This is a genomic window from Lysinibacillus sp. NPDC093692, from assembly GCF_050280125.1.
Lineage (GTDB): Bacteria > Bacillota > Bacilli > Bacillales_A > Planococcaceae > Lysinibacillus.
This window is the reverse complement of the sequence record NZ_JBNNUW010000006.1, coordinates 112,678-136,881: the sequence shown is the minus strand read 5'-3', so window position 1 is coordinate 136,881 and position 24,204 is coordinate 112,678. Positions and strand designations below refer to the sequence as shown.

Below are 24,204 nucleotides of genomic sequence, written 5' to 3'. Positions count from 1 at the left end.
ACGTAATTCCCGATAAATTCTACAAAATTACGTTTTATTCTACATATCAACGTTTTTAACTACTTTACCCATAGTCCCACTCTCTGTTTTGTAATGCTTTTGTAATATTTCTAGAAAACATTTTTAACATAAAAAAAGGTAAGGGAACATTTTCCCCTACCTACAAATAATGTGTAACCATAAACAAAGGTTAATTTCTCTCCAAGTTGACGCTTCTATTGCTTCATGGAACGAAGCGCTTGGATAGAAAGCCGTACTAACAGAATGGCACAGAGAAATAACCCTAAGTATGCTGCTGTATTTAAATAGATCGCATACGTGTCATGAATAAATTGTGAAATGGCTAAAAGTGCTACAGAAATAATGCCAAAGGTAATACCAACGAGAAGTAAGACGAAACGGGAAAATAGATTGGTAATAAAACGAGCATTATCCTCATCTGAAAAAACATCGTGATGTAAGATGATTTTCCCACTTTCTACCCGTTGAATAAGCTGGTCAACTCGTCTTGGCATTTTGCGCAATGTCGGAAGAAGCATGGATAATTCTTCTTGCAAACGTTCCTTTGTTGCCGTCGGTTCTTTAAATGGCTTCAGGAAGGATGCCCGCATATATGCGGATGAAAAATCTCTCGCTTCTGTAAAAATATCAAAGCTTGGGTCAATTACCCGTAGTGTGCCATCCAATGTTACTAAGGAACGCAGTGCTAAACCTACTGCGGGATAGAAAGCAAGACCAAAATCACGAACAACTGTAAATAACGCATGTATCAATTCCTCTGTTGGAATCCGATCCACGTAAGAGATTTTCAAGAGAATTTGATCTATGGCTTGCTCCATTTTTGCACGATCTGCATGGCCCGAATTTTCAACCAATAGTGTTAGGCCATCGTATAAAACACTTGCATCATTTAGCTGAATTCCCATTAAAAATAGCTTTAAGCCCTCTTGTTGTGTAGCTCCCAAACGGCCAACCGCTCCAAAATCAAGCAGTATTGGTGTGCCATCCGTCTCATCAATATGAATATTCCCCGGATGTGGGTCTGCATGGAATATACCAGAAAGCAACATCTGCTCAAAGAAGGAATATAAAACAGTCCGTGCAAACTGCTTACGATCACATTCAAATCGGTTAAATTCAGCTGCAGCATTTGCAACACTTTTTCCTCGAGCATATTCCATGACAATAATATTTTCATTACAATATTCCGTATAGATTTTAGGGATTCGAACTTTATAATCGCTTTTGGCAAGCGCCTTCGTCACCTGCAATGTATTGCGAGCCTCAATATCTAAATGGATTTCCTCGCGTAATCCATCTGCAAATCCTTTTGCAAGCTCTCGAAAACCAAGTGACTCAGCCCATGTAGACTTGTTCGAAAGCCAATTAGCGAATTCCTCCAAAATGTCGAGGTCGTCTCGCATAATCCCCTTCACTTCTGGACGCAGTAGCTTTACCACGACTTCATCAAAATTTTTCAATCGTGCCTTATGTACTTGTCCAATGGATGCTGCCGCAATAGGCTCCATTTGAAAGTTTGCGAATATTTCATTCATAGGCTTCGGAAGTGAAACTTCTAAAATTTGTGTTACCTGTTCTGACGGTAAAGGCTTCACACTATCTTGTAGCCTCTCTAACTCGGCAATAAAGATAGGCGAAAATAGTTCCTTACGAGTAGAAAGTACCTGACCAAATTTAATGAATATCCCACCACATTGCTCCAAAGTTACTCTTAAAGCAATGGCAAGCTCTTTTTCATTTTCACGTTGTCTTGCGTATTTTATCGTTTGAACAACGCCATTTGTCACTGCTATTCTCAATACATGACGCAAGCGCTTTTGTTGTCGCCAGTAGCTTCGAAGGCGCATAAATAAATTTTTTTGCCCATTACGATGATCTGTAGCCCTAATACCGCTTGAATCGAAAAGCTCAAAAACGAGATAGAGCAGCATCGAAATTAGTAGCATGCTACCAATCCAAATAAGTGTGCTGACCTCCGTCACTGTTTGCATCATCGGTTCGTATAAAAAATCTGTATGACGTAAATAGGTATACCAATAAACGAAGGACGTTAGCGTCACACTAATGACTACAGAAAGAACCCTACGTCTGAAATTAATGTTTGAACCAATTAATCGGCCACTGACAAAATAAATAAGTCCTGATACAACAATGATTTGGATTAAAAATTTCAAAAAAATCAACAGCGTCACCTCCGATACTACTTCCTAATACTGCTAGTATAACAAATGTAAGGCTCATCATCATAACGCAGGGGTCACTTCCGTCCCTTAGAAGGCTCTGATTTCCGCTACATGCTACTTGCTTTGTCGCTGTCGCACAGATAAAACAGTTGCTGTCGCTGCGTTAGCACTACGCTTTCGCATGGAAAACATTCGCTCCGTGCAGGGTCTCGTCTGTCTCGCTTTCCCGCGGGAGTCGAGTAGCCCTACGCTACAATCAGTTAAAATCGTCATATTTTACTGTTATCCCCAAAATTTTGTCTATTTGTTTATTTCTTTAGTATTTATCCACTTACAATGATTTTTACTCAGTAATTTTTGTTGATAAAATACCTAAAGGGGTATATAATCCACTTAAAGCAATATTTATCCACAGTTTTATTCATTATCAACACAATAAAAATCTTGATTTATCCACAACATACCCATGTATGTATACTACAAGAAAAGGATGTGCTTACACATGAGTAAAAAATTTTTAGTTGTCGGTGGTGTCGCAGGCGGTGCCTCGACCGCTGCACGTATCCGCCGCCTCGACGAACAGGCAGAGATTATAATGTTTGAAAAAGGACCGAACGTTTCATTTTCCAATTGCTCTTTACCATTTCACCTTAGTGGAATCGTTGATAACAGCGACAAATTAATCTTAATGACACCCCAAGCCTTTCAAACAAAATACAAGATTGAAGCACGTGTTAATCAAGAAGTTTTACATATTAATCGAAAAGATAAAAGCATTACTGTAAAGGATTTAACCACTGACACTGAGTACGAAGAAAGCTACGATACATTAGTGTTATCTCCTGGCGCAAGTCCAATTGTTCCAAACTTGGACGGAGTTCATTCTTCACACGTTTTTACCGTTCGTAATGTCGTGGATATCGACCGTTTAAACCGGTATATCCAAAGCGATGACATACAAGATATCGCTGTTATTGGTGGCGGATTTATAGGCGTGGAGGTTGCAGAAAATTTACGACTTGCCGGCTTTAATGTCTCACTCGTTGAGTTTAGTCAACAAATCATGACGCCATTTGACTATGATATGGCACAAATATTACACAAAGAAATGATGGATAAAGGAATTAATGTCATCGTCAATGACGGCCTAGCTAAGGTTACGGCAGATTATGTAGAATTGAATTCCGGTAAACAATTGAAAGCACAGGCTGTTGTATTAGCTATTGGCGTTCGTCCCGAAACCTCTTTAGCGAAAGAAGCCGGACTGGCAATAGGCGAACTTGGCGGTATTCAAGTTGATGCTAATTACACAACATCCGATCCTTCTATATACGCTGTGGGCGATGCTATAGAAGTATTCCATCAACTAACCCATAAACAAACTCGCCTGGCACTAGCAGGTCCAGCGCAACGACAAGCACGAGCAGCAGCTAATCATATGTACAATATACCTCAACAAAACAAAGGAGTTATCGGCTCTTCAAGTGTGCAAATTTTCGATTACACGTGTGCCACAACGGGCTTAAATGAAAAAACAGCGCTCGCACACGGCTTCCAAGCAAAAAGCGTGTACTTGATTGCACCAGACAAAGTTGGTTTAATGCCGAATAGTAATCCACTTCATTTTAAACTTGTTTACGAAGTGCCAACTGGGAAGATTCTCGGCGCACAGGCGATCGGAAAAGGCAATGCCGACAAACGCATCGACGTTATAGCAACTATGATAACAATGAAAGGCACATTAGAAGACTTGAAAGAGCTAGAGCTATCCTATTCTCCAATGTTTAGCACTGCACGTGACGTTGTTAATTTAGCTGCACTCGTTGCCCAAAACCAGTTATATGGTCATTATAAACAAGTAAAAGTTGACGAAGTTAGAGGTCTCGTTGAAAATAACGCTTATTTCTTAGACGTCCGCGAAATAAATGAATTTGAGAATGGTCATCTCATTCATGCGAATAATATTCCGTTAAGCGAGCTCCGCGAACGTTTGGATGAGATTCCACAAGATAGACCAGTTTACGTACATTGCCGATCTGGCCAACGAAGCTACAATGCTGTAATGACCCTCCAGAACAACGGTTTTTCTAATGTATTTAATGTCGCCGGCTCCTTCCTCGGTATTTGCTTGTATGAATATTTCACAGATGTAACAACTAACAGAGATAAAATTGTCACGGCCTACAATTTTAAATAACACAAAAGGGATGCCACTAGTTTGCAGCATCCCTTTTCTTTTTAATTAGTAGAAAGTACTTTCTCCCAATTTATTGTCCCATTTTTAACTTGATCCCGTTTTTCTTTATTCATAATATCATTTGGACGTCCGCCCTTTGGCCAATCTTTATTATGATTTCCCCATTCAGGTCGATCCTGCGATAAAATAAAGGCTGCTAAATCAGCGGAATCTTGATCTGTCAAAGTACCAGCTGCACCAACTGGCATATTATGTTGAATATAGCCAGCCATTTTCGACATCCTTGCCATACCCGCTCCGTCATTGAATGATTTTTCACCCCATAATGCAGGACCTGTATTAGCACCATTACCTGAGCCATCTGCCGCGTGGCACGCGATACAAGACTGAGCATACACTTCCTCACCGTTCTTAACATCCGGTATAGGAATGTCCTTCATATTACTTGTACCTACCCACTCACGCTCTGCCCCGATAGGTACACCTTCTGAAATATAAGAGAAGTACGAGACCATCGCTTCCAACTCTTTGCTATTCATGTCAAATTTCTTACCGTTCATACTACGAACCATGCAACCATTAATACGCTCCTCAATCGTTACAATATCACCAGAGCGCGCGATATATTGGGGATAATCCGCCATAACACCTACTAGTGACGAAACTCGCTCATCGTAACCTGCCCCCGCATGACAGCTTGTGCAAGACAATTGATTCCCAACATATTCTTCTGCAGCAACATGTGTATTATTGACAAGCTCATAACCATATAATATTGCTTCCTTCATAGGTCCATCCGGCACTTCTTCAATACTTGGTGGCGCATAGACAACTGACTGAGCAGCTGCTGTTGTTTGTACTTTTGTTTGTACAGCGGCTTCTTTGCTTTCTGCATCCCCTAAAATTTTGTCGCTAATGGCTGCTCCTACAAAAAGTGTACCTGCTAACAGCACTGTTCCCGCTACTCCTGCTACTATAGGTTTCATCTATAATACCCCCCTTTGTATAATCACCTATATTTTAGCAAAACAGCATCTTTTTCGATGTGACTTTTCTCACACCACACGCAAATAGAATCATTTTGAGGATAAAATTATGAAATTCGTTGTTCTATAACACATCAAACAAGACTTAATACCTCTTGCAGTATGTACTATTTCCTAAATTTGTAGCCGACGCTTTACTTTCGTACAGTTCAACATTTTCGAATGAATATAAAAATGCCGAGCACAGCATTGTACCCGACATTTTAGCATTCTACTATAATTTACATTCACCACCAACGCAAATAGCTTCACCATCACCTACCATCTTTAACACCGGCCGAATACCTGCTATCTCCGCCGCCTGATGCAATGTTCGTACGAAAACTTCATTTGGTTCTGCCCCTTTAATACCGTAACGATTTTCAAAAACAAAGAACGGAACACTTTCTACACCTAGCTGTTGAGCATCATATCGATCTCTGTCTAAAGCTTCACTGAAGTCAGTTGATGCCAGAATACCCTTTGCTATTTCAACATCTAAGTTTATATTTTCTATGACTTTTAACAAGAACATATCATCGTTTAAGTCTTTTCCCTCCGTAAAATAACCATTCATAAGCTCTTCCGTGTAGACCGACTCTTTACCAAACTGTCGTGTCCATTTTGCTAATCGATGAGCTTTTTCAGTATGCGCTGTTTTCATATCATCAAAATTGTAATGCAATCCAACCTCTTTGGCCCGCTTTGCTATACCCTTAGTAAGTTCCTTCACTTCTTCTATCGAGGAGTCAAATTTTTCAGCCATACCCCCATATACAGTTGGTGCATCTATCTTGGGTGTATCTGGTCCAATTTGATATGCTTTGTATTCAATTTCTACCTGCCCCACATAACCTGCCGAGTCAATGGCGCGTTCCAATTCTCTTTTGCCAATGTAGCAGAACGGACATGTGAAATCCGAGAAAATCTCAATTTTCATTTACTACAGCCTCCTACAATATATCTATCCAAATTTTAATGGCAGTTGCTAAAATGAGCACCGCTAAAATAGTTTGTAAAACTTTTGTGTTTAATTTTTTTCCTGCTTTTGCACCTAGTGGAGCCGCTATTAAACTAGCTACAATCATAATGAAAGCAGGATAATAATCAACTTGTCCCGTCATTAATTTCCCAATTGTACCACCTATTGAGGATATAAAAGTAATAGCAAGGCTTGTAGCGATTGTCATACGCGTCGGTATACCTAGCACTACTAGCATTATAGGTACTAACAAGAAGCCACCAGCTGCCCCAACAATTCCCGATCCAATACCAACAACGAATGCTAATATGGCCGCGATCGGTTTATTGAACGTTACCTCATCCAACGGCTTATCGTCAATTTGTTTCTTAGGAATAAACATCATCACTGCAGCAATCAACGCCAATACACCATAAACGACGTTAACCCCTGCTTCAGATAAAAACTGGGAGCCATAACTACCAACGAAACTTCCTGCTAATATGGCACCCCCCATATAAATAATCAGCGATTTATTTAAATAACCACCTTTACGATATGCCCATACCCCAGCAATAGAGGCAAAAAACACTTGTACCGCACTAATCCCCGATACCTCATGTGCTGAAAATGCTGCAAAACCAAGTAAAGGCGGGATATATAATAACATTGGATATTTTATAATCGATCCGCCAATTCCTAGCATTCCCGATACATACGAACCTACAAAGCCAATCAAAAATATTGTAATAATCCATGCTAAATCCATCTTTTTTTCCTTCTTTCTGGTCACTGGCGCCTCAATGGCATTGTCATATCAATTGAAAGGAGGGCTGTTCTAAACTTCTAATAGAAGAGACAACCCTCACCCGTTTTAAGCTTTTTGAATAGAGAATGTAATGACACCAGCGTCTTCAGATTTGTCTAAAATTGTATGACCGCCAGCTTTTGCCCAAGCAGGGATATCCGCAAGAGCCCCCTTATCTGTTACTTGAACCTCTAAAATTTCACCCGAAGTCAATGTATCCATAGCTTTCTTTGTTTTCACTATAGGCATCGGGCAAGATAAGCCCTTTGCATCTAGTTGTAAAGTTGATTTCATATTTTTCTCCTTTGAATCAGCAAAGCTTGTAAGCGATTTTGCCGGTTCCTTTTGTTTTTTCACGACTTTACGAAGGATGAGCGCCTTCGCTTCGCGGTATTTACATGCTATAACCATGCATGCGTACTCATTACATTTAACCATCTTTTATAAACAGACTATCGAACTGCGCAACGATTTGGACCGATTTCCATCTCTGTCTGCTCATCCTGCGTCGGCGTAATCTTACCCATATTTACTTGACGAATTTCTTGATATGCATTTGGCTGCGGAGGCAGATGCTCCGTTACGACACTTCGGAATTCCGCTTCATCTTTAATATTTAAGCCGTGATTTTCGGCAAATAATTGTCCAAGATGCTTCGCTACAGTTCCGTCTTCATTTAGTTCATCAATCATCATAAAATGAGCTGGTAAAACAATCAGATCATCCGATAATTCTCTGTATCGCTTGTAAAGTGTTTCACGCAAATCACCAACCCAATCTTCTGCAAGACCCGCTAAATCAGGGCGTCCAATTGAATCAATGAATAAAATATCACCAGTTAATAAATACTTGTTATCCACAATAAATGACGTTGAACCAATTGTATGACCAGGTGAATAAATCGCTCCTACGTCAATTCGAGAGGCGCCTACTTGGACAGTTGTGCCGTCAAGTAACGGTGTATAATCAAATACAACTTCTTCTGCATCCTTCGGCGGTAAATAATACGTAGCACCAGTAGTTGCAGCTATATGACGCCCACCAGAAATATGATCAGCATGCAAATGTGTATCGAACACATATTTAATGTTTACGTTTTTCTCTTCCGCAAAGCTTGAGAATGCTTCAGTAAAACGTACAGCGTCAATAATCGCCGCTTCACCTTCAGAGATGACCATATAAGAAAGGCAGCCCTTCCCTAAACGTACAAATTGATAAAGCTCACCACCCCCCGTTAAATCTCCAACTTTAATCGGCTCTAAATATTCACTCCACGTTTTCATTCCACCAGCTAAATAAGCAACCGTACGACCCGCTTCTGATAACATCTCAGCTATCATCAGTGATGACCCTTCTTTCGCACAAACGACTAACACATCTTTATTAGCTGGAATCTCCGGTAAAATATCCTCCACGCCATCTAGTAGCTCAAAATACGGAATATTAAGGTATTCAAATTTACGGCCATCAATTTTCCAATCTTCGAATGCATCCGCATTTCGAACATCTAAAATAAATAATTCTTCATTATTAATTACTTTTTTCGCTACTTCTGCTGCACTCCATTTTAAAACCGACACTTTGATTACCCCCAGAGGTATTATTTTGTTGTTTTTTTAGCGGAAAGGATTGTCCTCTCCGCCTATATAGTGAGTCATTTATATTAATTAGAACGTTAATGACGGTGCTGCATCTTTTGCAAACTCTAAGAACGTCACAGCTCCCCCAACTTCAATGCCTTCAATAAAGTCATCTGTCGTTAAACCCATTACATCCATAGTCATTTGACACGCGATCAACTTAACACCTAATTCCTGCGCCATTTCCACTAATTGCGGAATTGCGGGTACATTAGCTTTAGCAAACCCTTCTGCAAAATGCTCCGCTCCCGCAGGCATAGGTAATGCATGCATTCCTTGCTTATGGATTAAATTTAATCCTTCGAATGTAAAGAAGATCGCTACTTCTTTCTCTGTAGCTGCCGCTGCCGTTGCAATATTGAACACCTTATATGCATCGAAAAGACCACCGTTACTTGCAATTATCGCTACTTTATTTGACATAATAAATTCCTCCTAAATATGTTTTGTTAAATGTCCCATCCAGGAAGTCATCCCTGGTAGAACGTTAAATACTTTTGTAAAACCATGTGCCGCCATCTTTTTAGCAGCTAAATCACTGCGCTTCCCAGTTCGACAAACGACATAAATTTCTTGCTCTTTATCAAGTTCAGAAAGGCGTCCCTCTAGCTCACCCATCGGAATTGACTTTGCTCCCTCGATATGACCAAAAGTAAACTCTGCCTCCTCGCGAACATCGAGAATAAGTCCTTCTCTTGCCATTGCCTCTTTTAACTCAATTGTATGTTCAAAAGTTTGCTCATCTATCGTGTCGTCTGAGCATTTACGAATATAATGTTTAAGCACACTTTCTTCTTCCACTGTCCCAACATATTGATGACCCACAGATTCAGCCCACGCAGCAATATCCGCCTTCGAACCCTTATCTGTTGCTGATACTTCTAAAATTTGACCATCTACTAAATCAGCCATCGCCTTTTTCGTTTTAACAATTGGCATAGGACAAGAAAGCCCCTTGGCATCCAGCTGAAAATCTGCCTTAATACTCATAACATCCTCCCTCATACCTGTATAGGTATTATTTTAGATCAAATATACCTCGGCATAATTGCGTCCAGAATCGGCTTTGTGCATGCACAAAGAACTCCTTTCCGATTCCGTGACATCCGCCGGAAGCTTTAGGCCAACACGACGTTGGTAACTCAGTCGTTGCCACAGGACGTGGCGTTCTTAGACTGAGTTCCTATATTTCAGCGGGTCGCTGAAAGAAGTTAAAAAAATATAGCGGGTGCATCCTCTTATTTTACTTCACCATTCCAAGCAAGCATGCCACCAACCATATTACATACATCGAAGCCTTGACTTTCTAAAAACTGAGTAGCACTACCACTACGACCACCTGATCGACAGACCATAACATATGGTTCATTTTTATTTAGCTCATGCATACGAAATTCAAGTAAGCCAAGCGGGATATGAATAATGCCAGGAATGTGTCCTGACTCCACTTCATCTACTTCACGTACGTCGATTAAATTTATTGCCTGCCCTTGCTCTACAGCTTGTTGTACTTCCATTACTGAAATTTCCTTCATACTATTCTCCTCCTAATACGCGCTCATGCCTCCACGGACATTTGTCACACGCTCAAACCCTTGTTTCTTCAGCTGTTTACATGCCCGACTACTGCGCATGCCACTTTGGCAAATGACAACGATCTCTTTGTCCTTCGGTAACTTTTCAAAGCTAGAACCGAGCGGAACATTTTTGAACTGCGGAATATTTCGCCCCTTATATTCGGCTGGTGTCCGCACATCAACAAAAACTTTATCCTTATCATTTAGAATATTTTTCAATTGCGCCGCTGAAATTGACTGCACCCCTTTCGTTGGCTTCATTCGCCAAACAAAAAATGCTATAACAACAGCAAGTATAATCCATGTTTCCAAGTAATATCGCCTCCAACTTAATACTGTTAAGGGTATATAAAATCTATCTACTTTTAACGACTAAATCCATTGCTTCTTGGATGGCGTTATTCATTTTCCCCGCATCCCCTTCAGCAGTCGTTACACACTCCAATAAATTTTCACTAACGATTACTCCAATAGTTCGATCAACCGCAGAACGCACGGCAGATAGCTGTGTAATCACATCTTTACAGTTTTTTTCTTCTTCCATCATGCGTAAAACACCACGCAATTGACCTTCTATTCGCTTTACTCGATTAGCTGTTTTTGCATCGTAAGCCATACTGTTCACTCCTCCTTTCAAAACGATTGATTGAACTTGCTTACGAGATTCATGATATACCCCATTAGGTATATTGTCAACATGAAAGCTCTAATTTTTTCTTAAACGTCATTTCCATGTTATACCCCTTCTGTATCAACGTTTTACCCCGTTAATCTCAAGTAGTTATCTACACCTCCCTTTAATTTTTCATAAAAAAAAGCGAGAAATCCGACGATGCTATCATCGAATTTCTCGCTTTTTTAAACTTTAAATTATTTCTTTTTAATCGTAATTGTCCAAGCCGCATCGCCAACTTGCTCATACTCCGTTACCTCGTGCCCTTCTTCAGCTGCCCAACGAGGAATGGATTCTGTACCTTGTGTACAATCAAATTGCACTTCTAATTCATCGCCTGAATTTAAGCCTTTGATCGCTTCTTTTGCCTCTACTAAAGGAAATGGACAAACCATTCCCATAACTTCTAATATTTTTTTCATATGAAAGCACTCCTTTTTTATGCGGGTATTATTTCTGTAGCTTGCTTAGCTTTTTTACTTGGTCGAACGAATACAAAGTAAGATGCAGTCCATGTACCTAAAATCATAAACCCTAATGAGATCCATCCTTGCCAAGTCATCATCGCTGTCATCACCAATCCATTACCAATTGAGCATCCTCCTGCTAAACCTGCACCGAACCCCATCATAAGTCCACCACATAAGCTGTTAATCGCCGTTTTTGTATCTGGAATACGAAATCTAAATTCGCCACTCATTTTTGCTGCGAATAATGATCCTAAGAAAATACCTAGCACTAGGAAAACACCCCAGTTGATGAAGCTAATTTGTCCTGTCACCAAAAACTGCAAAATATTAGCAGAAGGTGTTGTAACGCCTAACCCACCTATGCGTCCAGTAGCAACACTTAACGGCCACGCTAAAGTTGCAATCACACCAATAAGTGTTGCAGTTATAAATGGATGCCAACGTTTTTCAAATAAAATATGTGCTAATCCCGTTTTTTTCGGCTTTAACCCTGGGATTTTCACTCGTGGCTTCTTTAGCTCACGGTAAATGATAAATGTAACGACTACTACAAAAATCGTAATAATCAACCAGTTATTTACGCCAATTGTCTCGGCAATAGAATTACTTTCAATTTTCGTTTCTTTAATAGCCGTATCCATCGGCAACAATACGCCTGATTTCATCATTGCTGCTACAAGCATATAACCAGCTAATGCAATCCAGCTGCCAAGTAAACCTTCTCCTGCCCGATACCAAGTACCTGTTGCACAACCACCTGCGAAAATAATGCCAATTCCAAAAATAAACGAACCAACAATAACAGCTACGATCGGTAGCGAACCAGCACTGAATTCAAATACCTTTAAACTAATTAAGGTATATACACCCACACTTTGGATTGCTATTGCAATAAGTAATGCGTAAAACATACGGTTATCTTTTGTTAAATACATATCGCGGAATCCGCCAGTTAAGCAAAAACGACCACGTTGCATAACAAATCCAAGTAAAGCTCCGCAAATAAGTCCCGTAATAACCATTTGAACCATCCGTCATTCCCCTTCCAATACCTTAGTATTCTTATAGGGTATAATACCACTTGTTTTACTATGAATTCAATTACTTTTTTTACTATTTTAAATACAATGACTTTTTTCATATTTGCGCAACAAAAACCCCTTGCTACAAGTGCAGAAAACTGCTTCTTATAACAAGGGGTCAGATTTTTATTTATTTGGCTAACTGCATTGCTGGACCAAAGAATTCATAATGAATTTTTTCGTCTTTCACGCCAATCTCATGTAAATTTTCAATGATTGCTTCCATAAAGCCAACCGGTCCACATACGTAAACATCTGCATTATCGGCTACTTTTTCGGCTAACAATTCTTTTGAGACTTTCTTATTTTCATCCGAATAAAACGCTGTGTATGTTGCATTTGGTAGCACATTTACTTTCTTTTTGATGTCATCGCTAAATGCTACAACTTTTTCATTGCGCGCACACTGGATAAAGCTCACTTCGTTTGTCGCATCATCTGTTAGTGATTGCAGCATACTATTCAATGGTGTTACACCGATACCACCGCTTATAAACGTAATAGGAGTAGAAGTTTCTTCTAAGACAAATAGCCCTGCTGGAACACTTACATCCACTAAATCTCCCACTTCTAATACGTCATGAATAAAGTTAGATACTTTACCATTTGGCATATGATCACTTTCACGTTTCACTGAAATACGGTAGCCGTCTTCTGCACTTGCTTGCGAAAGCGTATACTGACGGTTCATTAAATACTGTTCGCCTGGTACTTTCACACGGATACTGATATATTGACCCGGCTCATAAGCTGGTAGAGACGAACCGTCTTCATTTTCAAAGTAGATAGATGTAACAAGATCACTTTCTACTACTTTTTTCGCCACTTTCAGTTGTTTAAATAAGCGCCAACCGCCATTACGCTCAGCTTTTTGATATAGCTCTTCTTCTACTTGAATGAAGATATCTGCAATGACGCCATATGCTTCAGCCCAAGCATTAATAATATCATCTGTTGCTGCATCACCAAGCACTTCTTTAATAGCTTTTAATAAGTTTTCTCCAACAATTGGATAGTGCTCAGGTAAAATACCTAAACTACGGTGTTTATGAGCAATTAACATCACCGCTGGTAAAATAGCTTCTAAATTTTCAATATGAACCGCAGCAGCATAAACTGTGTTTGCTAATGCTGTTTGCTGGCGACCTTTTTCTTGGTTTGTATGGTTGAAAATATTTAATAATTCCGGATGAGCTTGAAACATATTTTTGTAAAACGTTTTAGTAATCTCCACTCCATGAACTTCTAATACAGGAACTGTCGCTTTAATAATTTGTACTGTTTCTTGTTTTAACATATCGCATACCATCCTTTCGTGATTACAATATAACGCTATCAATTCCTTAAAGCAATATGTAAAATACATCTTTAACAAAATGGACATAATTAATGTATTTTAAATACATCTTTAAAAAAGTATTGAATTTATTATACTTCAATGTAAAAATGCTATAATTATTTTGAACTATAGAAAGTAGGGTGTTCTTATGCGCTTAACTTTATACACCGATTATTCTCTTCGAACACTCATTTATTTGGGTGCAAAGGATGAAGGCCAATTATCAACTATCCAAGAAATTTCTGACGCTTACAATATATCGAAAAACCATTTAATGAAGGTGACACATCAACTTGGATTATTGGGCTATATTGAAACGATTCGAGGACGAGGTGGAGGAATTCGCCTAGCGATTGATCCAAAAACCATTACAATTGGAGAAATCGTGCGTCATACAGAAGAGGATTTTCATCTTGTCGAATGCTTTGACAAAGAAAATAATCTATGCAAAATTGCACCAGAATGTCAGCTGAAAGGCGTATTATATGAAGCATTACAAGCTTATTTATCAGTCTTAGATCGCTATACGCTTGATGATTTTTTACATTCAAAAGAAAAGTTGATGGCACTGTTGCTTGGCGAATAAAAATACCCGCACAACTCAAGTTGGACGGGTATTTCTTATGTCTATATTGTTTTACAATGCCCTTGAAAAGAAAATCATATCTAGTGCACGAATTCCATTTTCATAGATTGGCTCTGGATAATTACTGAAAAAATCTTTTTCAATTGCTTCCATACGAAAGCCTGCTTTTTGATAGAATGCAATATTATCAATACTAGAATTCGCAGTTCCAACTATTATCGTTTGATACCCTTGTGTTTGACAAAGTGTAGTTATTTGACGAAGCGCTTCTTTTCCAAGCCCTTTACCTTGATACTTCGGTACGATCGCAATATTTTTTAATTCTACTGTCTTATCAGATTGTTCTAGAAGTAACGCCACACCCGCTAACTGCTCGCCACATTTAATCTCAAATAATTCACCGTCATTTAAATATTTCCGAACAGCTTCTTCACTTTCATCGGCCAATAACAATTGTGGTAAATAGTCTTCTCTCGCACCTTCCACTTTCTTTAAAGATGTACGATATTGGACAAAATCTTCGCGCTCAAAAACATTTAAAACACAAGGCTGCTTTTCCTTGACCTCTAACCATGAATGCTCCTTCGGAAAATCATTTTCAACTCCGAGTCGAATAAAAGGCAATTTTTCCTGTGCCTTTTGTGAGCGAATATTGACCCTTCGAGCTCCTGCAAAAACATACTTTAACCCTAACTCAAAAAATGCAATATCTAAAATGGCAATTTTAGATTGAAGATTATAGCCTTTACCCCAAAATTCATAGCCTAGCCATGAGCCAATATGACAGCTCTTTTTATTGTGATCAATAAACATTAACGCCGTTACACCAATCAGTTGCCCTTCCTCATCTAAGATAACACGAGGAACTGTCTTTCCTGCCTCTTCGTCCACACACTCACGTTTAATAAAATTAATCGTATCTTCCACTTTTCCAGCAGGTAACCCTAGTGCATCTCGAACCTGTGGCATGGAAGACAGTGCATGCATTGCTTCAGCATATTTTATAGCGTGTCTCACTAAAGTTACGGCCATATTCTATTCTCCTTTTAATATGATCTCGCCTTACGCATTGGATTTTTGTATCATCCTCTAATGGCTTAAAGCTTATTCCTAAATTTAATTATATGTTAGTTGCCAAGATACACCGAAACGATCCTGAATCCAGGCAAATTTCTTTGAGAACCCATAATTATCTAGCGGCATTAACGCCTGTCCACCCTCTAAAATTTGAGCAACCAGACTGTCGATTTCATCTATAGACTCACATTCCACAAAGATAGAGGTTGACGGTGTAAATGTAAAGTTATGTTGTATCACACTATCATTCACCATTATTTTCAAACCTTTTAAATGAAGGACAGCCATTGCAACCTGTTGTGAGTCTTCCATATAAGTTAAGCTTTCTACTTGTAACTCTGAAAACCATTGTTGATATTGCTGGATAGCTTCATTGGCTTGTCCTTGAAACATTAAAAACGTAGTGGCACTTTTCATTTATTTAACTCCCCTTCATATTTTGTAATCCATTGTGCTGGTGTCATTTTCGAAACAAGCTCTCCTATTAATTCATACGGAATATTTTTAGTGTTTGTAAAACGAATACAGCTTTTCCCCATATTAAGCTTTGTCGGAACTCGTTTCGCATATTCCTCTTGGAACCACGAGAGTAACGCTTGATCTGCATAAATGCCCATATGATAAACCGCAATATGACGTTTTTGTGCAGCAAGACTTATAAAGGGTAAAGGAGTATTCGGTGTACAATGGTAGCCCTTCGGATAAGTAGATAACGGGACAACATAGCTTATCATGTCATAATTCATATTTTCTTCAAAACCCTCTGGTAAATTGCTTTCTACGACATCTACAAGTTTAGCAAAACCTTCCTGCCATTTTTTATCTACTTGCTCAATATAAGTGTTTTTCATACTCTGTCCCCTTTTCAACATAGTATTGGTGTATATCTTTATAGAAGACTCATTCCATAACGTAGAATTGATTCCGTTCCGGCTGGGCGCTTTCCTGGGGGGCGTTCGATGAGCCGCTTCACTCGCTTTGCTCGCTCCAGGGTCTCATCTGTAACGCTTATCCCCGAGGAGTCGCCCAGCCTCCACTCCAATCTACTTATATGTATGAAATACGTTTTACAAAATGTCATCTCAAACTTCCGATGATGGATCAATTTATTAGAAATGATTTGTATGGCAAATTACCATAACGCTGAATTGATTTCATATGTGTAATAAATATCATCCCTAATTTTTAATAATGAGCCAATAGCCAATTAGAAGACATTGATTTCCGTTTTAATCGCTAAGCTACGAGCTAGGCTAATCATAGGATTGCCAATTAGCACGAATATAGCATCATTTAAAATAATCAATAAAACCTCTTTGTTATTTATGCTTTTCCTTCTGCTTTTGCTTTTCGGTATAATTCCTTTGTTTTGTAGCCTAGTCTAATAATTTCACGCATCTCCTCCAAGCGCGCTACCTGCGTCTCTTCCTTTTTCGCACTATAAATATATCGGGCCCAATCTTTTTGATAGCCCGGTGTTAATCCATCATAAAATGTTAAATCATCCGTATTTTCCGCAAGTGAATCACGCAATTGAGGAATCATGCCCTCATAGTCGCTTACGCATTGACTACTCGCTGTCTTCTTCTTGCCACGGCTTTTGCCATCTCTTTTTATGCTTAATATTGAAAATGTCTCATCTAAAGACATAAGACTCGCAAATTTATAATCACTGCCAACAATGTATTTTTCATCGTCTACTTGAATAGCCGGGAAGATTTCATCGCGATGAATAAACTGTTCATACTTCTTATTCCCCTTTTTCGGATACACAAAAAATAAATAGCCTTGCTCCACGAGAGTGTTTAACTTTATTTCATTTTGTAAGTACGTTACCATTTCATCAATAGTAAATACAAAGGTAATGATTCGATCATGAGGTGTATTCCCCGATTGGGGTATTCCCTCTAGCAACATATCCTGCGGCTGATTATGAATAGCAATGGACAATTCATCTTTAAGTTTAAATTTCTTTTGCATAGTTTTGACACCTCTTTTACAGATCAATTCAATTTTCTCTTAGTTTTGATAGTATAGCTGATTTAATGAAAAATTCGTACAAAAAAAACGCTCAAATTTTCTCGAGCGTTTCGTTTACATTGAAATAAGCTATTTTATTTTGGTAGTCGCTACTATACCTTTAATTATCGGAATGGCTGTTCCAATTATCACTATCGGCAGGAACCACCAGCCAAGATTCTCTACCTCACCAAGTGCAATGCGTACCATTTGGAAGGATATAGCTGCAAATAAAATGAGACAAAGGTTTTTCACTTCATTTAATATTTTTCGGCTATTCAAATAAAAAGCCTCAACATTACTTTCATTTAAGCGTGCTGGGTAATTATGCGTATGCGGAACCCTTTCGAGGAACCCTAGAAAAATCCATAGAAGTAGTCCAATAAACGGAAGGATAAATAATTCTATTTTGGAACCCCAGCGATCAACTTCTCCTGCTCCGTTAAAATGTCCTGGAATCTCCTCAGGTAGGTTGCCCCACATAGCCAAAATATAAAGGATGGACAGAACAAATAATCCACCACCGATATAGTCCAAAATTTTTTCATATGATGTTTTCGGCAATTTCAAAACAGGTCTATACATCTTCCCACATCCTTGCTTATCCCTTTACCATTTCTACGTTACTACAGTTCATTTAGTTTCAAATTTGCGCAAATTGTCTTAATTGTTTGCGATATATACATAACTATCCGCTTCCACTAACAGTAAAACGGCACTTTATTCTACCTTTTTTATCATTTTATCTACAACTTACGTCCTTACTCTTCTTATTCAATATAGTAGAAATTCTCATAATACTTTGTAAAATTAATATAATCTGATATAAATGGTATATACATATTTCATTTTTTTGTAACATTTCTACTAAATTACTGAGAAAGGAAACGACAACTATGCGATTTACTATCTATAAAAAGTTAACACTCGGTTTTTTTATTGTAATTTTAGTATTGATTGGCACCATCGGATTAAATTTTAAACAGCTTAATTCCGTAAACAAGACATATCGCGTGTTACTTGAAGAACAAACAACAAAATCTATTAGTATACAAGAGCTCCGCGCAATTGCTAAACAGGAAATTGTAAATATGAGAGGCTATCTATTACTTGGAGACAAGCAAAATTTTCAAAGTAATACGGCGTCCCGTGAAGAATTTAAAAAGAAATATGATGAATTAATGGCATCGTTCGATTCTCAAAAATCAATCGAATTATTAGAGGCAATCAATAAAAGCGAGCAAGATGTCCAACAGTTCGCAGATCGCATGTTTTCATTAAAGGCCGATGGAGAAACAGAACAATATGTAAAGCTTGATAGCACACAGGGCCGCCTAATTATTAAACAATTCGACGAACGTGTAGCTAACCTTGCAAACTATCAAGATGAATATATAAAAGAAAAAATCGCTGCTACATCAAAAGAAATACAATCTATTAAATTCCAAATGATTATTCTCGGCGTGTTTGCCGTTGTCATTAGTCTGATAATTGCTATGATCATGGGAAGCCTTATTTCCCGCCCTATCAGAGGAATGGCAAAGACCGCGAAAAAAATTGCTGGGGGCGATTTAACAGCTGAGCAAATTCAAATTAAGAATCGTGATGAAGTAGGCGATTTAGCACTTGCCTTTAATCAAATGGCGGCAAACTTAAAGGATCTTATTACAAATGTACGTCATAACACTGTACAAGTAAGTGGTTCTGCAGCTGAGCTAACAGCAAGTGCTGAACAAACTATTCAAGCGACAGAACAAATCACTTCCTCTATACAAGAAGTAGCAAGCGGCTCCGAAGCTCAAGGTAAAAATGCTACTGAAAGTTCGGTAGCTATGAAAACTATGACAAAAGGCATTCAACAATTGGCTGTGACTACAGCTGCTGTTTCAGAGCTTGCTATAGAGACAAATACGGAAGCGAATAAAGGAAATGAATCACTTCACCGTGTTATTACACAGATGGACACCATCAATTCAGCGGTTTTAGAATCTGCTGGCGTTGTGAAAGATTTAGAAAACCATTCTGTTGAAATCGGAAATATTATTAGCCTCATTACAGATATTGCAGAGCAAACAAATTTACTAGCATTGAATGCTGCAATTGAGGCAGCACGTGCAGGAGATCATGGTCGAGGCTTTGCAGTAGTTGCGAATGAAGTAAAAAAATTAGCGGAGCAATCCAAGCGATCTGCTGAACAAATTTCAACTTTGATTTCAGAAATCCAACAGAATACACACCACGCCGTAGCTGTTATGGATACTGGTACACAAGAGGTTCAAGTAGGTATGCAAGTTGTCAAAGTAGCGGAGGAAGGCTTCTCAAAAATCGTTGAACTGACTGAGCATGTATCCAAACAAATTCAAGAAGCAACGACAGTTTCAGAGGAAATGTCATCAAGCGCTGAGCAAATTTACGCATCCTTTGATGAAATTGCAACAATCGCACAGATGTCTTCTTCCAATCTACAAAATGTAGCTTCTGCTTCCGAGGAACAGCTAGCAACTATTGAAGAAGTGGCCGCTTCCGCTGCTACACTATCAAACATGGCCGAGGAATTACAAACACAGGTTTCACGCTTTAAGGTTGAATAAAAATGATAAGAGTAGACACTCAGCAATGATTAACACAGCAACCCTTAAACCAGATTTATTAACGAATTAATAATATTAATTTCAAGATTATCAAAATCAAGACTTGTTGATTTTCAAACATGTTTAGATATCTATTTCATTGACTAATTAACTTTTTAATAAAAAGATCCTCCAAAACTGTATTTGTATACAATTTGGGAGGATCTTTATTTTTTCTCCCAGCTGCCTAGGATCTTCTTTTTAAAAACGAAAATAATATAGCTAATATGAAAAGAACAAATGGTGTTAGTCCAATATATTTAAAAGAATTTTTTGCTCCTAATAAAAAATAAAACGCTAAAGGCAAAAATGTAATTGTACTTATCAGCATATAAACCCAAGACTTTTTTTTAATACCTACTATTAATGTGACACCAGAAATGAAAAAAGAGAGCTGCCAAAGGAACGAAATTGTGTTAGAATCTGCCATATAATCTTCTCCTTTTTATCATCGTCCTATATGAAAATTGGACTTTGATTATCCCTAAATGGTATCTATCGATGTCATTCATTTATATGTACAGGATTCTTCAATTTACAAGAGATTCCCAGCATGGGAATCTAATCAATTAAAGCCTCTTCCTTGTACTTTTCATTTAACACACTTAACATCTTAATTATTGCCGTCTCCTCACTCGGTACTTGTAAGGACGCAAGCTCACGTACTTTATGTTCCCCTACACAAACGCTTTCTTTTGCCTTTGCAAACATGGACGCATCATTCGTATCATTACCAAATGCGATAAATTCACCTTCAGCGATACCTAACTTCGTTAAACCATTCCATTTATTTATGCCACTCGGGCTCATATCTACAATATTTTCAGATGTATGTTCATATAACGAGATTGGTAGTTTTTTTAGTTTACCTACTATTTCATTACGTTGCTCTCCAGGGAATAATACAACTTTCACTATATCCTTCAACTCTTGCAACGAAACATTTTTCGCAAGTTTTAATGGATCTAAATTTTGATAAATTGGATGCGTCTCACTACCTGTATATGCATAATCCCAATCACCGTCTATTAAATACGGCAATCCAAATGCTGAAATGATGTTTTGAATCTCTTCTATAATTTTTGCTTCAAATGCTGTTACCTCAATAGTTTCTCCGTTCTGTGCAACAAATGCACCATTTCCCCCTACCATTGAAAATTTTCGCATTGTCTCAGGTAATACTGGTAGTAAATCACGAATCGGACGAGCGGATGCAAAAATGATTTCATGTCCGTTTTCGATGCAAGCTTCTAAAGCATTAGTAACTCCCTCACTTAATGGTTGACCCTTAAAGCAAATCGTACCGTCTAAATCAAATACAAATTTCATTGTCACGCCCTCTTTCTAAACTATTAATTACCCATTTATTATCTCATAAATATTTACATTTATTGTAGAAATAATAATGATTATTATAATAACGCGGGGTTGATTTCCGTTACGGCTGGGCGCTTTGTTGCTGCCGCTTCGCTTTCGCACAGTTAAAACATTTGTTGCTGCCGCTTCGCTTTCGCACAGTTAAAACATTTGTTGCTGCCGCTTCGCTTTCGCACAGTTAAAACATTTGTTGCTGTCGCTTCGCTTTCGCACAGTTAAAACATTTGTTGCTGTCGCTTCGCTTTCGCACAGTTAAAACATTTGTTGCTGTCGCTTCGCTTTCGCGTAGAGCAGAGCTTCCTGGGGGCGTCCGATGAGCCGCTTGGGGCAACAAATGTTTTCTGTGCGAAAGCGTAGTGCTAACGTAGCGGCAGCGACAGGATGTGATCCTTTTAGCCTTCGTTCCTCTATATCGCTGATCCCCAAGGAGTTGCCCACCACAACAAGACAGAAAAGAAATAATTTTTAGAATATTATTGACAAATCAGAAATATCGCAGTATGATTGCTTTCAACAACACATTATTGTAGGCCAAGATTGGAAATAGTAGAAATGCAAGTGTACTTGTAGAGAGTCGGTGGTTGGTGCAAACCGATAGACACACATTTCGAACTCGTCCATGAGCCACTCCCTGAACTCTAAGTAAGGGACGTCGGTTTCCTCCGTTAACGGGATAGACAGTGATAGCTGTCGATAAGGGGGCTTTTTCTGTAAAGTGAAAGTCAATTAGAGTGGTACCGCGAGCATAAACTCGTCTCTATATTTTTATATAGAGGCGAGTTTTTTTATTTTTATTGGCCTAGGTGTGGTTTTCGTCTCTAGCAGAGCTAACGGTTCAAAGCAGAGACAATATCAATATTACTACTACAAAAGGAGTGTTTGAAAATGGGAAGAAAAATTTGGGTGTTTGATACGACTTTACGTGATGGCGAGCAAGTGCCAGGTGCAAAACTGAATTTATATGAAAAAGTAGAGATTGCTCAGCAACTCAAAAAATTAGGCGTCGATATTATCGAAGCTGGGTTCCCTGCTTCATCACAAGGAGATTTTGATGCCGTTAAAGCTGTTGCACAAAAAGTTGGGAATACAAGCGACATTATGATTACTGCTTTAGCACGTGCTGTACAGGCAGATATTGACGCTGTTTATAATGCTGTAAAATACGCAGAAAACCCTATGATTCATATGGTACTCGGTACTTCTGATATTCATGTTGAGAAAAAATTTAGTAAATCCAAGGATCAAATTCTACAGATTGGCGTAGATGCAGTAAAATATGCGAAAACTCTTCTACCACAAGTCCAGTATTCAACAGAAGACGCTTCTCGTTCAGATTTCGAGTATCTTTGGAAGACGATCGAAGCCGTAATGAAGGCTGGTGCAACGATGATAAATGTACCTGACACAGTCGGTTTTGCAGAACCAGAAGAATTTGGAGCGATGATTTATAAACTAAATGAGCGTATGAAAAATTTAGACGATAGTGTTCTGTTAAGTGTTCATTGCCATAATGATCTTGGTATGGCAACTGCTAACACGCTTGCTGCGATTAAAAACGGCGCAGATAAAGTTGAATGTACAATTAACGGTATCGGTGAACGCGCAGGAAATGCTGCATTAGAAGAAGTCGTCATGGCATTGAAGACACGTAGCTCTGTATACAATGCTGAGACGCGTATCAACACCAAAGAAATTATGAATACGTCTCGTCTTGTTTCAAGCTTTATGGGCTTAGACGTACAAGTAAACAAAGCGATTACTGGAGATAATGCCTTTGCCCATTCATCTGGTATTCATCAAGACGGTCTTCTTAAATCTCGTGATGCCTATGAGATTGTCCACCCAGAAGATGTAGGTCTTGACGATATGGAGCTAGTCCTGACAGCGCGCTCTGGCCGTCACGCGGTGAAAAATGCTCTTGAAAAACTTGGCTTTTCAAATCTTACAGCGGATGAATTCGAAGGAATCTTCGAAGGCTTCTTAAAGCTGGCTGATGCAAAGAAAGAAGTTTACGATCACGATTTATATGTTATTGTAGAAAGCTATTATGAAAAGCATGACGCAAACAATGCTAATGCCACTCACTATAGTGATCAGTTCTTTGACTTCGATGATTTACAAGTCGTCAGCAACGTAAGCTTCCCTTCAGCAAGCGTGAAAGTCCGTAAAGGCGGCGAGGTATTTAAAGCAAGCGCAGTTGGCTCAGGTCCAATCGATGCCCTTTATTCTGCCATCGCAGAAATTACGAACATTGATGTAAAACTTGTGGAATATAATATTAATAGCGTTTCGCGCGGTAAAGAAGCGCTTGGAAAAGTAAAAATTACAATCGAACATGAAGGAGAAAAGTATATCGCCAAAGCTGCAGATACAGATATTTTAAAAGCGAGTGCGCTAGCTTATATTAATGCGATTAATAGTATCGTTGTTGCTAAATTAACGCCTGTTATGAATTAAATAATAGATCAATTATACCTCGGCATAATTGCGTCCGGAATCGGAAAGAAGTTAAAAGCAGTATGACACTATTTGGAGTCAT

At 38.7% G+C, this 24,204-nt stretch carries 25 protein-coding genes and 1 other annotated feature; of the genes, 4 read left to right on the top strand and 21 right to left on the bottom strand.

The window, feature by feature from the left end; translation table 11 throughout:
• Positions 1-215: 215 nt before the first annotated feature.
• The gene (locus ACQKN4_RS08900; RefSeq protein ID WP_427483414.1) at positions 216-2,204 is read right to left on the bottom strand and encodes an ABC1 kinase family protein; all 1,989 of its coding nucleotides are present in this window, start codon (positions 2,202-2,204) and stop codon (positions 216-218) included.
• A gap of 502 nt (positions 2,205-2,706) precedes the next feature.
• On the opposite strand from ACQKN4_RS08900, the gene ACQKN4_RS08895 reads away from it, so the two are divergent.
• Positions 2,707-4,401, top strand: a complete 1,695-nt coding sequence (locus ACQKN4_RS08895) for an FAD-dependent oxidoreductase (protein ID WP_427483412.1) — start codon at positions 2,707-2,709, stop codon at positions 4,399-4,401.
• Between the two features lie 41 nt (positions 4,402-4,442).
• On the opposite strand, the gene ACQKN4_RS08890 is transcribed toward ACQKN4_RS08895, so the two are convergent.
• From ACQKN4_RS08890 to hmpA, 13 genes are all read right to left on the bottom strand, one after another.
• On the bottom strand, positions 4,443-5,387 hold the full coding sequence (locus ACQKN4_RS08890) for a c-type cytochrome (protein WP_427483410.1): 945 nt from the start codon (positions 5,385-5,387) through the stop codon (positions 4,443-4,445).
• A 274-nt stretch (positions 5,388-5,661) separates the two neighbouring features.
• Positions 5,662-6,366, bottom strand: a complete 705-nt coding sequence (locus ACQKN4_RS08885; RefSeq protein WP_079562219.1) for a DsbA family oxidoreductase — start codon at positions 6,364-6,366, stop codon at positions 5,662-5,664.
• 13 nt (positions 6,367-6,379) lie between these two features.
• Positions 6,380-7,156 carry a sulfite exporter TauE/SafE family protein gene (locus ACQKN4_RS08880; protein WP_079562218.1) on the bottom strand — a complete coding sequence of 259 codons (777 nt, stop codon included), beginning with the start codon at positions 7,154-7,156 and terminating at the stop codon, positions 6,380-6,382.
• Positions 7,157-7,261: 105 nt separating this feature from the next.
• Complete coding sequence (locus ACQKN4_RS08875) at positions 7,262-7,489, bottom strand: sulfurtransferase TusA family protein (protein WP_079562231.1); 228 nt, start codon at positions 7,487-7,489, stop codon at positions 7,262-7,264.
• A gap of 158 nt (positions 7,490-7,647) precedes the next feature.
• On the bottom strand, positions 7,648-8,775 hold the full coding sequence (locus tag ACQKN4_RS08870; protein ID WP_427483408.1) for an MBL fold metallo-hydrolase: 1,128 nt from the start codon (positions 8,773-8,775) through the stop codon (positions 7,648-7,650).
• 87 nt (positions 8,776-8,862) lie between these two features.
• Positions 8,863-9,258: a DsrE/DsrF/DrsH-like family protein gene (locus ACQKN4_RS08865; protein WP_079562216.1), complete on the bottom strand. Its 396-nt coding sequence runs from the start codon at positions 9,256-9,258 to the stop codon at positions 8,863-8,865.
• Positions 9,259-9,270: 12 nt separating this feature from the next.
• The gene (locus tag ACQKN4_RS08860; protein WP_427483406.1) at positions 9,271-9,825 is read right to left on the bottom strand and encodes a sulfurtransferase TusA family protein; all 555 of its coding nucleotides are present in this window, start codon (positions 9,823-9,825) and stop codon (positions 9,271-9,273) included.
• 248 nt (positions 9,826-10,073) lie between these two features.
• A complete protein-coding gene (locus ACQKN4_RS08855) occupies positions 10,074-10,370 on the bottom strand; it encodes a rhodanese-like domain-containing protein (protein WP_079562214.1) in 297 nt (98 codons plus the stop codon).
• Positions 10,371-10,382: 12 nt separating this feature from the next.
• Positions 10,383-10,724, bottom strand: coding sequence for a rhodanese-like domain-containing protein (locus tag ACQKN4_RS08850; protein ID WP_079562213.1), 342 nt, complete (start codon positions 10,722-10,724; stop codon positions 10,383-10,385).
• A 43-nt stretch (positions 10,725-10,767) separates the two neighbouring features.
• A complete protein-coding gene (locus ACQKN4_RS08845; RefSeq protein ID WP_349659363.1) occupies positions 10,768-11,028 on the bottom strand; it encodes a metal-sensitive transcriptional regulator in 261 nt (86 codons plus the stop codon).
• 254 nt (positions 11,029-11,282) lie between these two features.
• Positions 11,283-11,507 (bottom strand): sulfurtransferase TusA family protein, encoded by a 225-nt coding sequence (locus ACQKN4_RS08840; protein WP_079562211.1) that lies wholly within the window; start codon positions 11,505-11,507, stop codon positions 11,283-11,285.
• A 17-nt stretch (positions 11,508-11,524) separates the two neighbouring features.
• On the bottom strand, positions 11,525-12,586 hold the full coding sequence (locus tag ACQKN4_RS08835; protein ID WP_427483402.1) for a YeeE/YedE thiosulfate transporter family protein: 1,062 nt from the start codon (positions 12,584-12,586) through the stop codon (positions 11,525-11,527).
• A gap of 181 nt (positions 12,587-12,767) precedes the next feature.
• Positions 12,768-13,934 carry an NO-inducible flavohemoprotein gene (gene hmpA / locus ACQKN4_RS08830; RefSeq protein ID WP_427483400.1) on the bottom strand — a complete coding sequence of 389 codons (1,167 nt, stop codon included), beginning with the start codon at positions 13,932-13,934 and terminating at the stop codon, positions 12,768-12,770.
• 190 nt (positions 13,935-14,124) lie between these two features.
• On the opposite strand from hmpA, the gene ACQKN4_RS08825 reads away from it, so the two are divergent.
• On the top strand, positions 14,125-14,562 hold the full coding sequence (locus ACQKN4_RS08825) for an Rrf2 family transcriptional regulator (protein WP_079562208.1): 438 nt from the start codon (positions 14,125-14,127) through the stop codon (positions 14,560-14,562).
• A 51-nt stretch (positions 14,563-14,613) separates the two neighbouring features.
• Here the strand turns inward: ACQKN4_RS08825 and ACQKN4_RS08820 are convergent, their stop codons facing one another.
• The 5 genes from ACQKN4_RS08820 to ACQKN4_RS08800 form a co-directional block, all read right to left on the bottom strand.
• Complete coding sequence (locus tag ACQKN4_RS08820) at positions 14,614-15,594, bottom strand: GNAT family N-acetyltransferase (RefSeq protein WP_427483398.1); 981 nt, start codon at positions 15,592-15,594, stop codon at positions 14,614-14,616.
• Between the two features lie 84 nt (positions 15,595-15,678).
• Entirely contained in the window at positions 15,679-16,056 is a 378-nt protein-coding gene (locus tag ACQKN4_RS08815; RefSeq protein ID WP_197143839.1) for a VOC family protein, read from the bottom strand.
• Complete coding sequence (locus tag ACQKN4_RS08810; protein WP_427483397.1) at positions 16,053-16,490, bottom strand: DUF1801 domain-containing protein; 438 nt, start codon at positions 16,488-16,490, stop codon at positions 16,053-16,055. The genes ACQKN4_RS08815 and ACQKN4_RS08810 overlap by 4 nt, the downstream gene beginning before the upstream one ends.
• A 472-nt stretch (positions 16,491-16,962) precedes the next feature.
• Entirely contained in the window at positions 16,963-17,619 is a 657-nt protein-coding gene (locus ACQKN4_RS08805; RefSeq protein ID WP_427483395.1) for a YdeI/OmpD-associated family protein, read from the bottom strand.
• Between the two features lie 129 nt (positions 17,620-17,748).
• A complete protein-coding gene (locus ACQKN4_RS08800) occupies positions 17,749-18,243 on the bottom strand; it encodes a DUF1648 domain-containing protein (protein ID WP_427483393.1) in 495 nt (164 codons plus the stop codon).
• Positions 18,244-18,554: 311 nt separating this feature from the next.
• On the opposite strand from ACQKN4_RS08800, the gene ACQKN4_RS08795 reads away from it, so the two are divergent.
• Positions 18,555-20,249 (top strand): methyl-accepting chemotaxis protein, encoded by a 1,695-nt coding sequence (locus tag ACQKN4_RS08795; RefSeq protein WP_427483392.1) that lies wholly within the window; start codon positions 18,555-18,557, stop codon positions 20,247-20,249.
• A 226-nt stretch (positions 20,250-20,475) separates the two neighbouring features.
• On the opposite strand, the gene ACQKN4_RS08790 is transcribed toward ACQKN4_RS08795, so the two are convergent.
• Both ACQKN4_RS08790 and ACQKN4_RS08785 read right to left on the bottom strand, forming a co-directional pair.
• Positions 20,476-20,718 (bottom strand): hypothetical protein, encoded by a 243-nt coding sequence (locus ACQKN4_RS08790; protein WP_427483390.1) that lies wholly within the window; start codon positions 20,716-20,718, stop codon positions 20,476-20,478.
• A 131-nt stretch (positions 20,719-20,849) separates the two neighbouring features.
• Entirely contained in the window at positions 20,850-21,617 is a 768-nt protein-coding gene (locus tag ACQKN4_RS08785) for an HAD-IIB family hydrolase (protein WP_079562201.1), read from the bottom strand.
• A 572-nt stretch (positions 21,618-22,189) separates the two neighbouring features.
• Positions 22,190-22,427 (top strand) — a binding site (T-box leader).
• Between the two features lie 123 nt (positions 22,428-22,550).
• On the opposite strand from ACQKN4_RS08785, the gene ACQKN4_RS08780 reads away from it, so the two are divergent.
• Positions 22,551-24,122 (top strand): 2-isopropylmalate synthase, encoded by a 1,572-nt coding sequence (locus tag ACQKN4_RS08780; RefSeq protein ID WP_427483389.1) that lies wholly within the window; start codon positions 22,551-22,553, stop codon positions 24,120-24,122.
• Positions 24,123-24,204 lie beyond the last annotated feature (82 nt).

What these genes read in the sequence shown, in the direction of transcription:
- ACQKN4_RS08895 (WP_427483412.1), top strand. Translation starts at nt 2,707, where the DNA reads ATGAGTAAAAAATTTTTAGTTGTCGGTGGTGTCGCAGGCGGTGCCTCG.
- ACQKN4_RS08890 (WP_427483410.1), bottom strand. Translation starts at nt 5,387, where the DNA reads ATGAAACCTATAGTAGCAGGAGTAGCGGGAACAGTGCTGTTAGCAGGT.
- ACQKN4_RS08885 (WP_079562219.1), bottom strand. Translation starts at nt 6,366, where the DNA reads ATGAAAATTGAGATTTTCTCGGATTTCACATGTCCGTTCTGCTACATT.
- ACQKN4_RS08880 (WP_079562218.1), bottom strand. Translation starts at nt 7,156, where the DNA reads ATGGATTTAGCATGGATTATTACAATATTTTTGATTGGCTTTGTAGGT.
- ACQKN4_RS08875 (WP_079562231.1), bottom strand. Translation starts at nt 7,489, where the DNA reads ATGAAATCAACTTTACAACTAGATGCAAAGGGCTTATCTTGCCCGATG.
- ACQKN4_RS08865 (WP_079562216.1), bottom strand. Translation starts at nt 9,258, where the DNA reads ATGTCAAATAAAGTAGCGATAATTGCAAGTAACGGTGGTCTTTTCGAT.
- ACQKN4_RS08860 (WP_427483406.1), bottom strand. Translation starts at nt 9,825, where the DNA reads ATGAGTATTAAGGCAGATTTTCAGCTGGATGCCAAGGGGCTTTCTTGT.
- ACQKN4_RS08855 (WP_079562214.1), bottom strand. Translation starts at nt 10,370, where the DNA reads ATGAAGGAAATTTCAGTAATGGAAGTACAACAAGCTGTAGAGCAAGGG.
- ACQKN4_RS08845 (WP_349659363.1), bottom strand. Translation starts at nt 11,028, where the DNA reads ATGGCTTACGATGCAAAAACAGCTAATCGAGTAAAGCGAATAGAAGGT.
- ACQKN4_RS08840 (WP_079562211.1), bottom strand. Translation starts at nt 11,507, where the DNA reads ATGAAAAAAATATTAGAAGTTATGGGAATGGTTTGTCCATTTCCTTTA.
- ACQKN4_RS08835 (WP_427483402.1), bottom strand. Translation starts at nt 12,586, where the DNA reads ATGGTTCAAATGGTTATTACGGGACTTATTTGCGGAGCTTTACTTGGA.
- hmpA (WP_427483400.1), bottom strand. Translation starts at nt 13,934, where the DNA reads ATGTTAAAACAAGAAACAGTACAAATTATTAAAGCGACAGTTCCTGTA.
- ACQKN4_RS08825 (WP_079562208.1), top strand. Translation starts at nt 14,125, where the DNA reads ATGCGCTTAACTTTATACACCGATTATTCTCTTCGAACACTCATTTAT.
- ACQKN4_RS08820 (WP_427483398.1), bottom strand. Translation starts at nt 15,594, where the DNA reads ATGGCCGTAACTTTAGTGAGACACGCTATAAAATATGCTGAAGCAATG.
- ACQKN4_RS08815 (WP_197143839.1), bottom strand. Translation starts at nt 16,056, where the DNA reads ATGAAAAGTGCCACTACGTTTTTAATGTTTCAAGGACAAGCCAATGAA.
- ACQKN4_RS08810 (WP_427483397.1), bottom strand. Translation starts at nt 16,490, where the DNA reads ATGAAAAACACTTATATTGAGCAAGTAGATAAAAAATGGCAGGAAGGT.
- ACQKN4_RS08805 (WP_427483395.1), bottom strand. Translation starts at nt 17,619, where the DNA reads ATGCAAAAGAAATTTAAACTTAAAGATGAATTGTCCATTGCTATTCAT.
- ACQKN4_RS08800 (WP_427483393.1), bottom strand. Translation starts at nt 18,243, where the DNA reads ATGTATAGACCTGTTTTGAAATTGCCGAAAACATCATATGAAAAAATT.
- ACQKN4_RS08795 (WP_427483392.1), top strand. Translation starts at nt 18,555, where the DNA reads ATGCGATTTACTATCTATAAAAAGTTAACACTCGGTTTTTTTATTGTA.
- ACQKN4_RS08790 (WP_427483390.1), bottom strand. Translation starts at nt 20,718, where the DNA reads ATGGCAGATTCTAACACAATTTCGTTCCTTTGGCAGCTCTCTTTTTTC.
- ACQKN4_RS08785 (WP_079562201.1), bottom strand. Translation starts at nt 21,617, where the DNA reads ATGAAATTTGTATTTGATTTAGACGGTACGATTTGCTTTAAGGGTCAA.
- ACQKN4_RS08780 (WP_427483389.1), top strand. Translation starts at nt 22,551, where the DNA reads ATGGGAAGAAAAATTTGGGTGTTTGATACGACTTTACGTGATGGCGAG.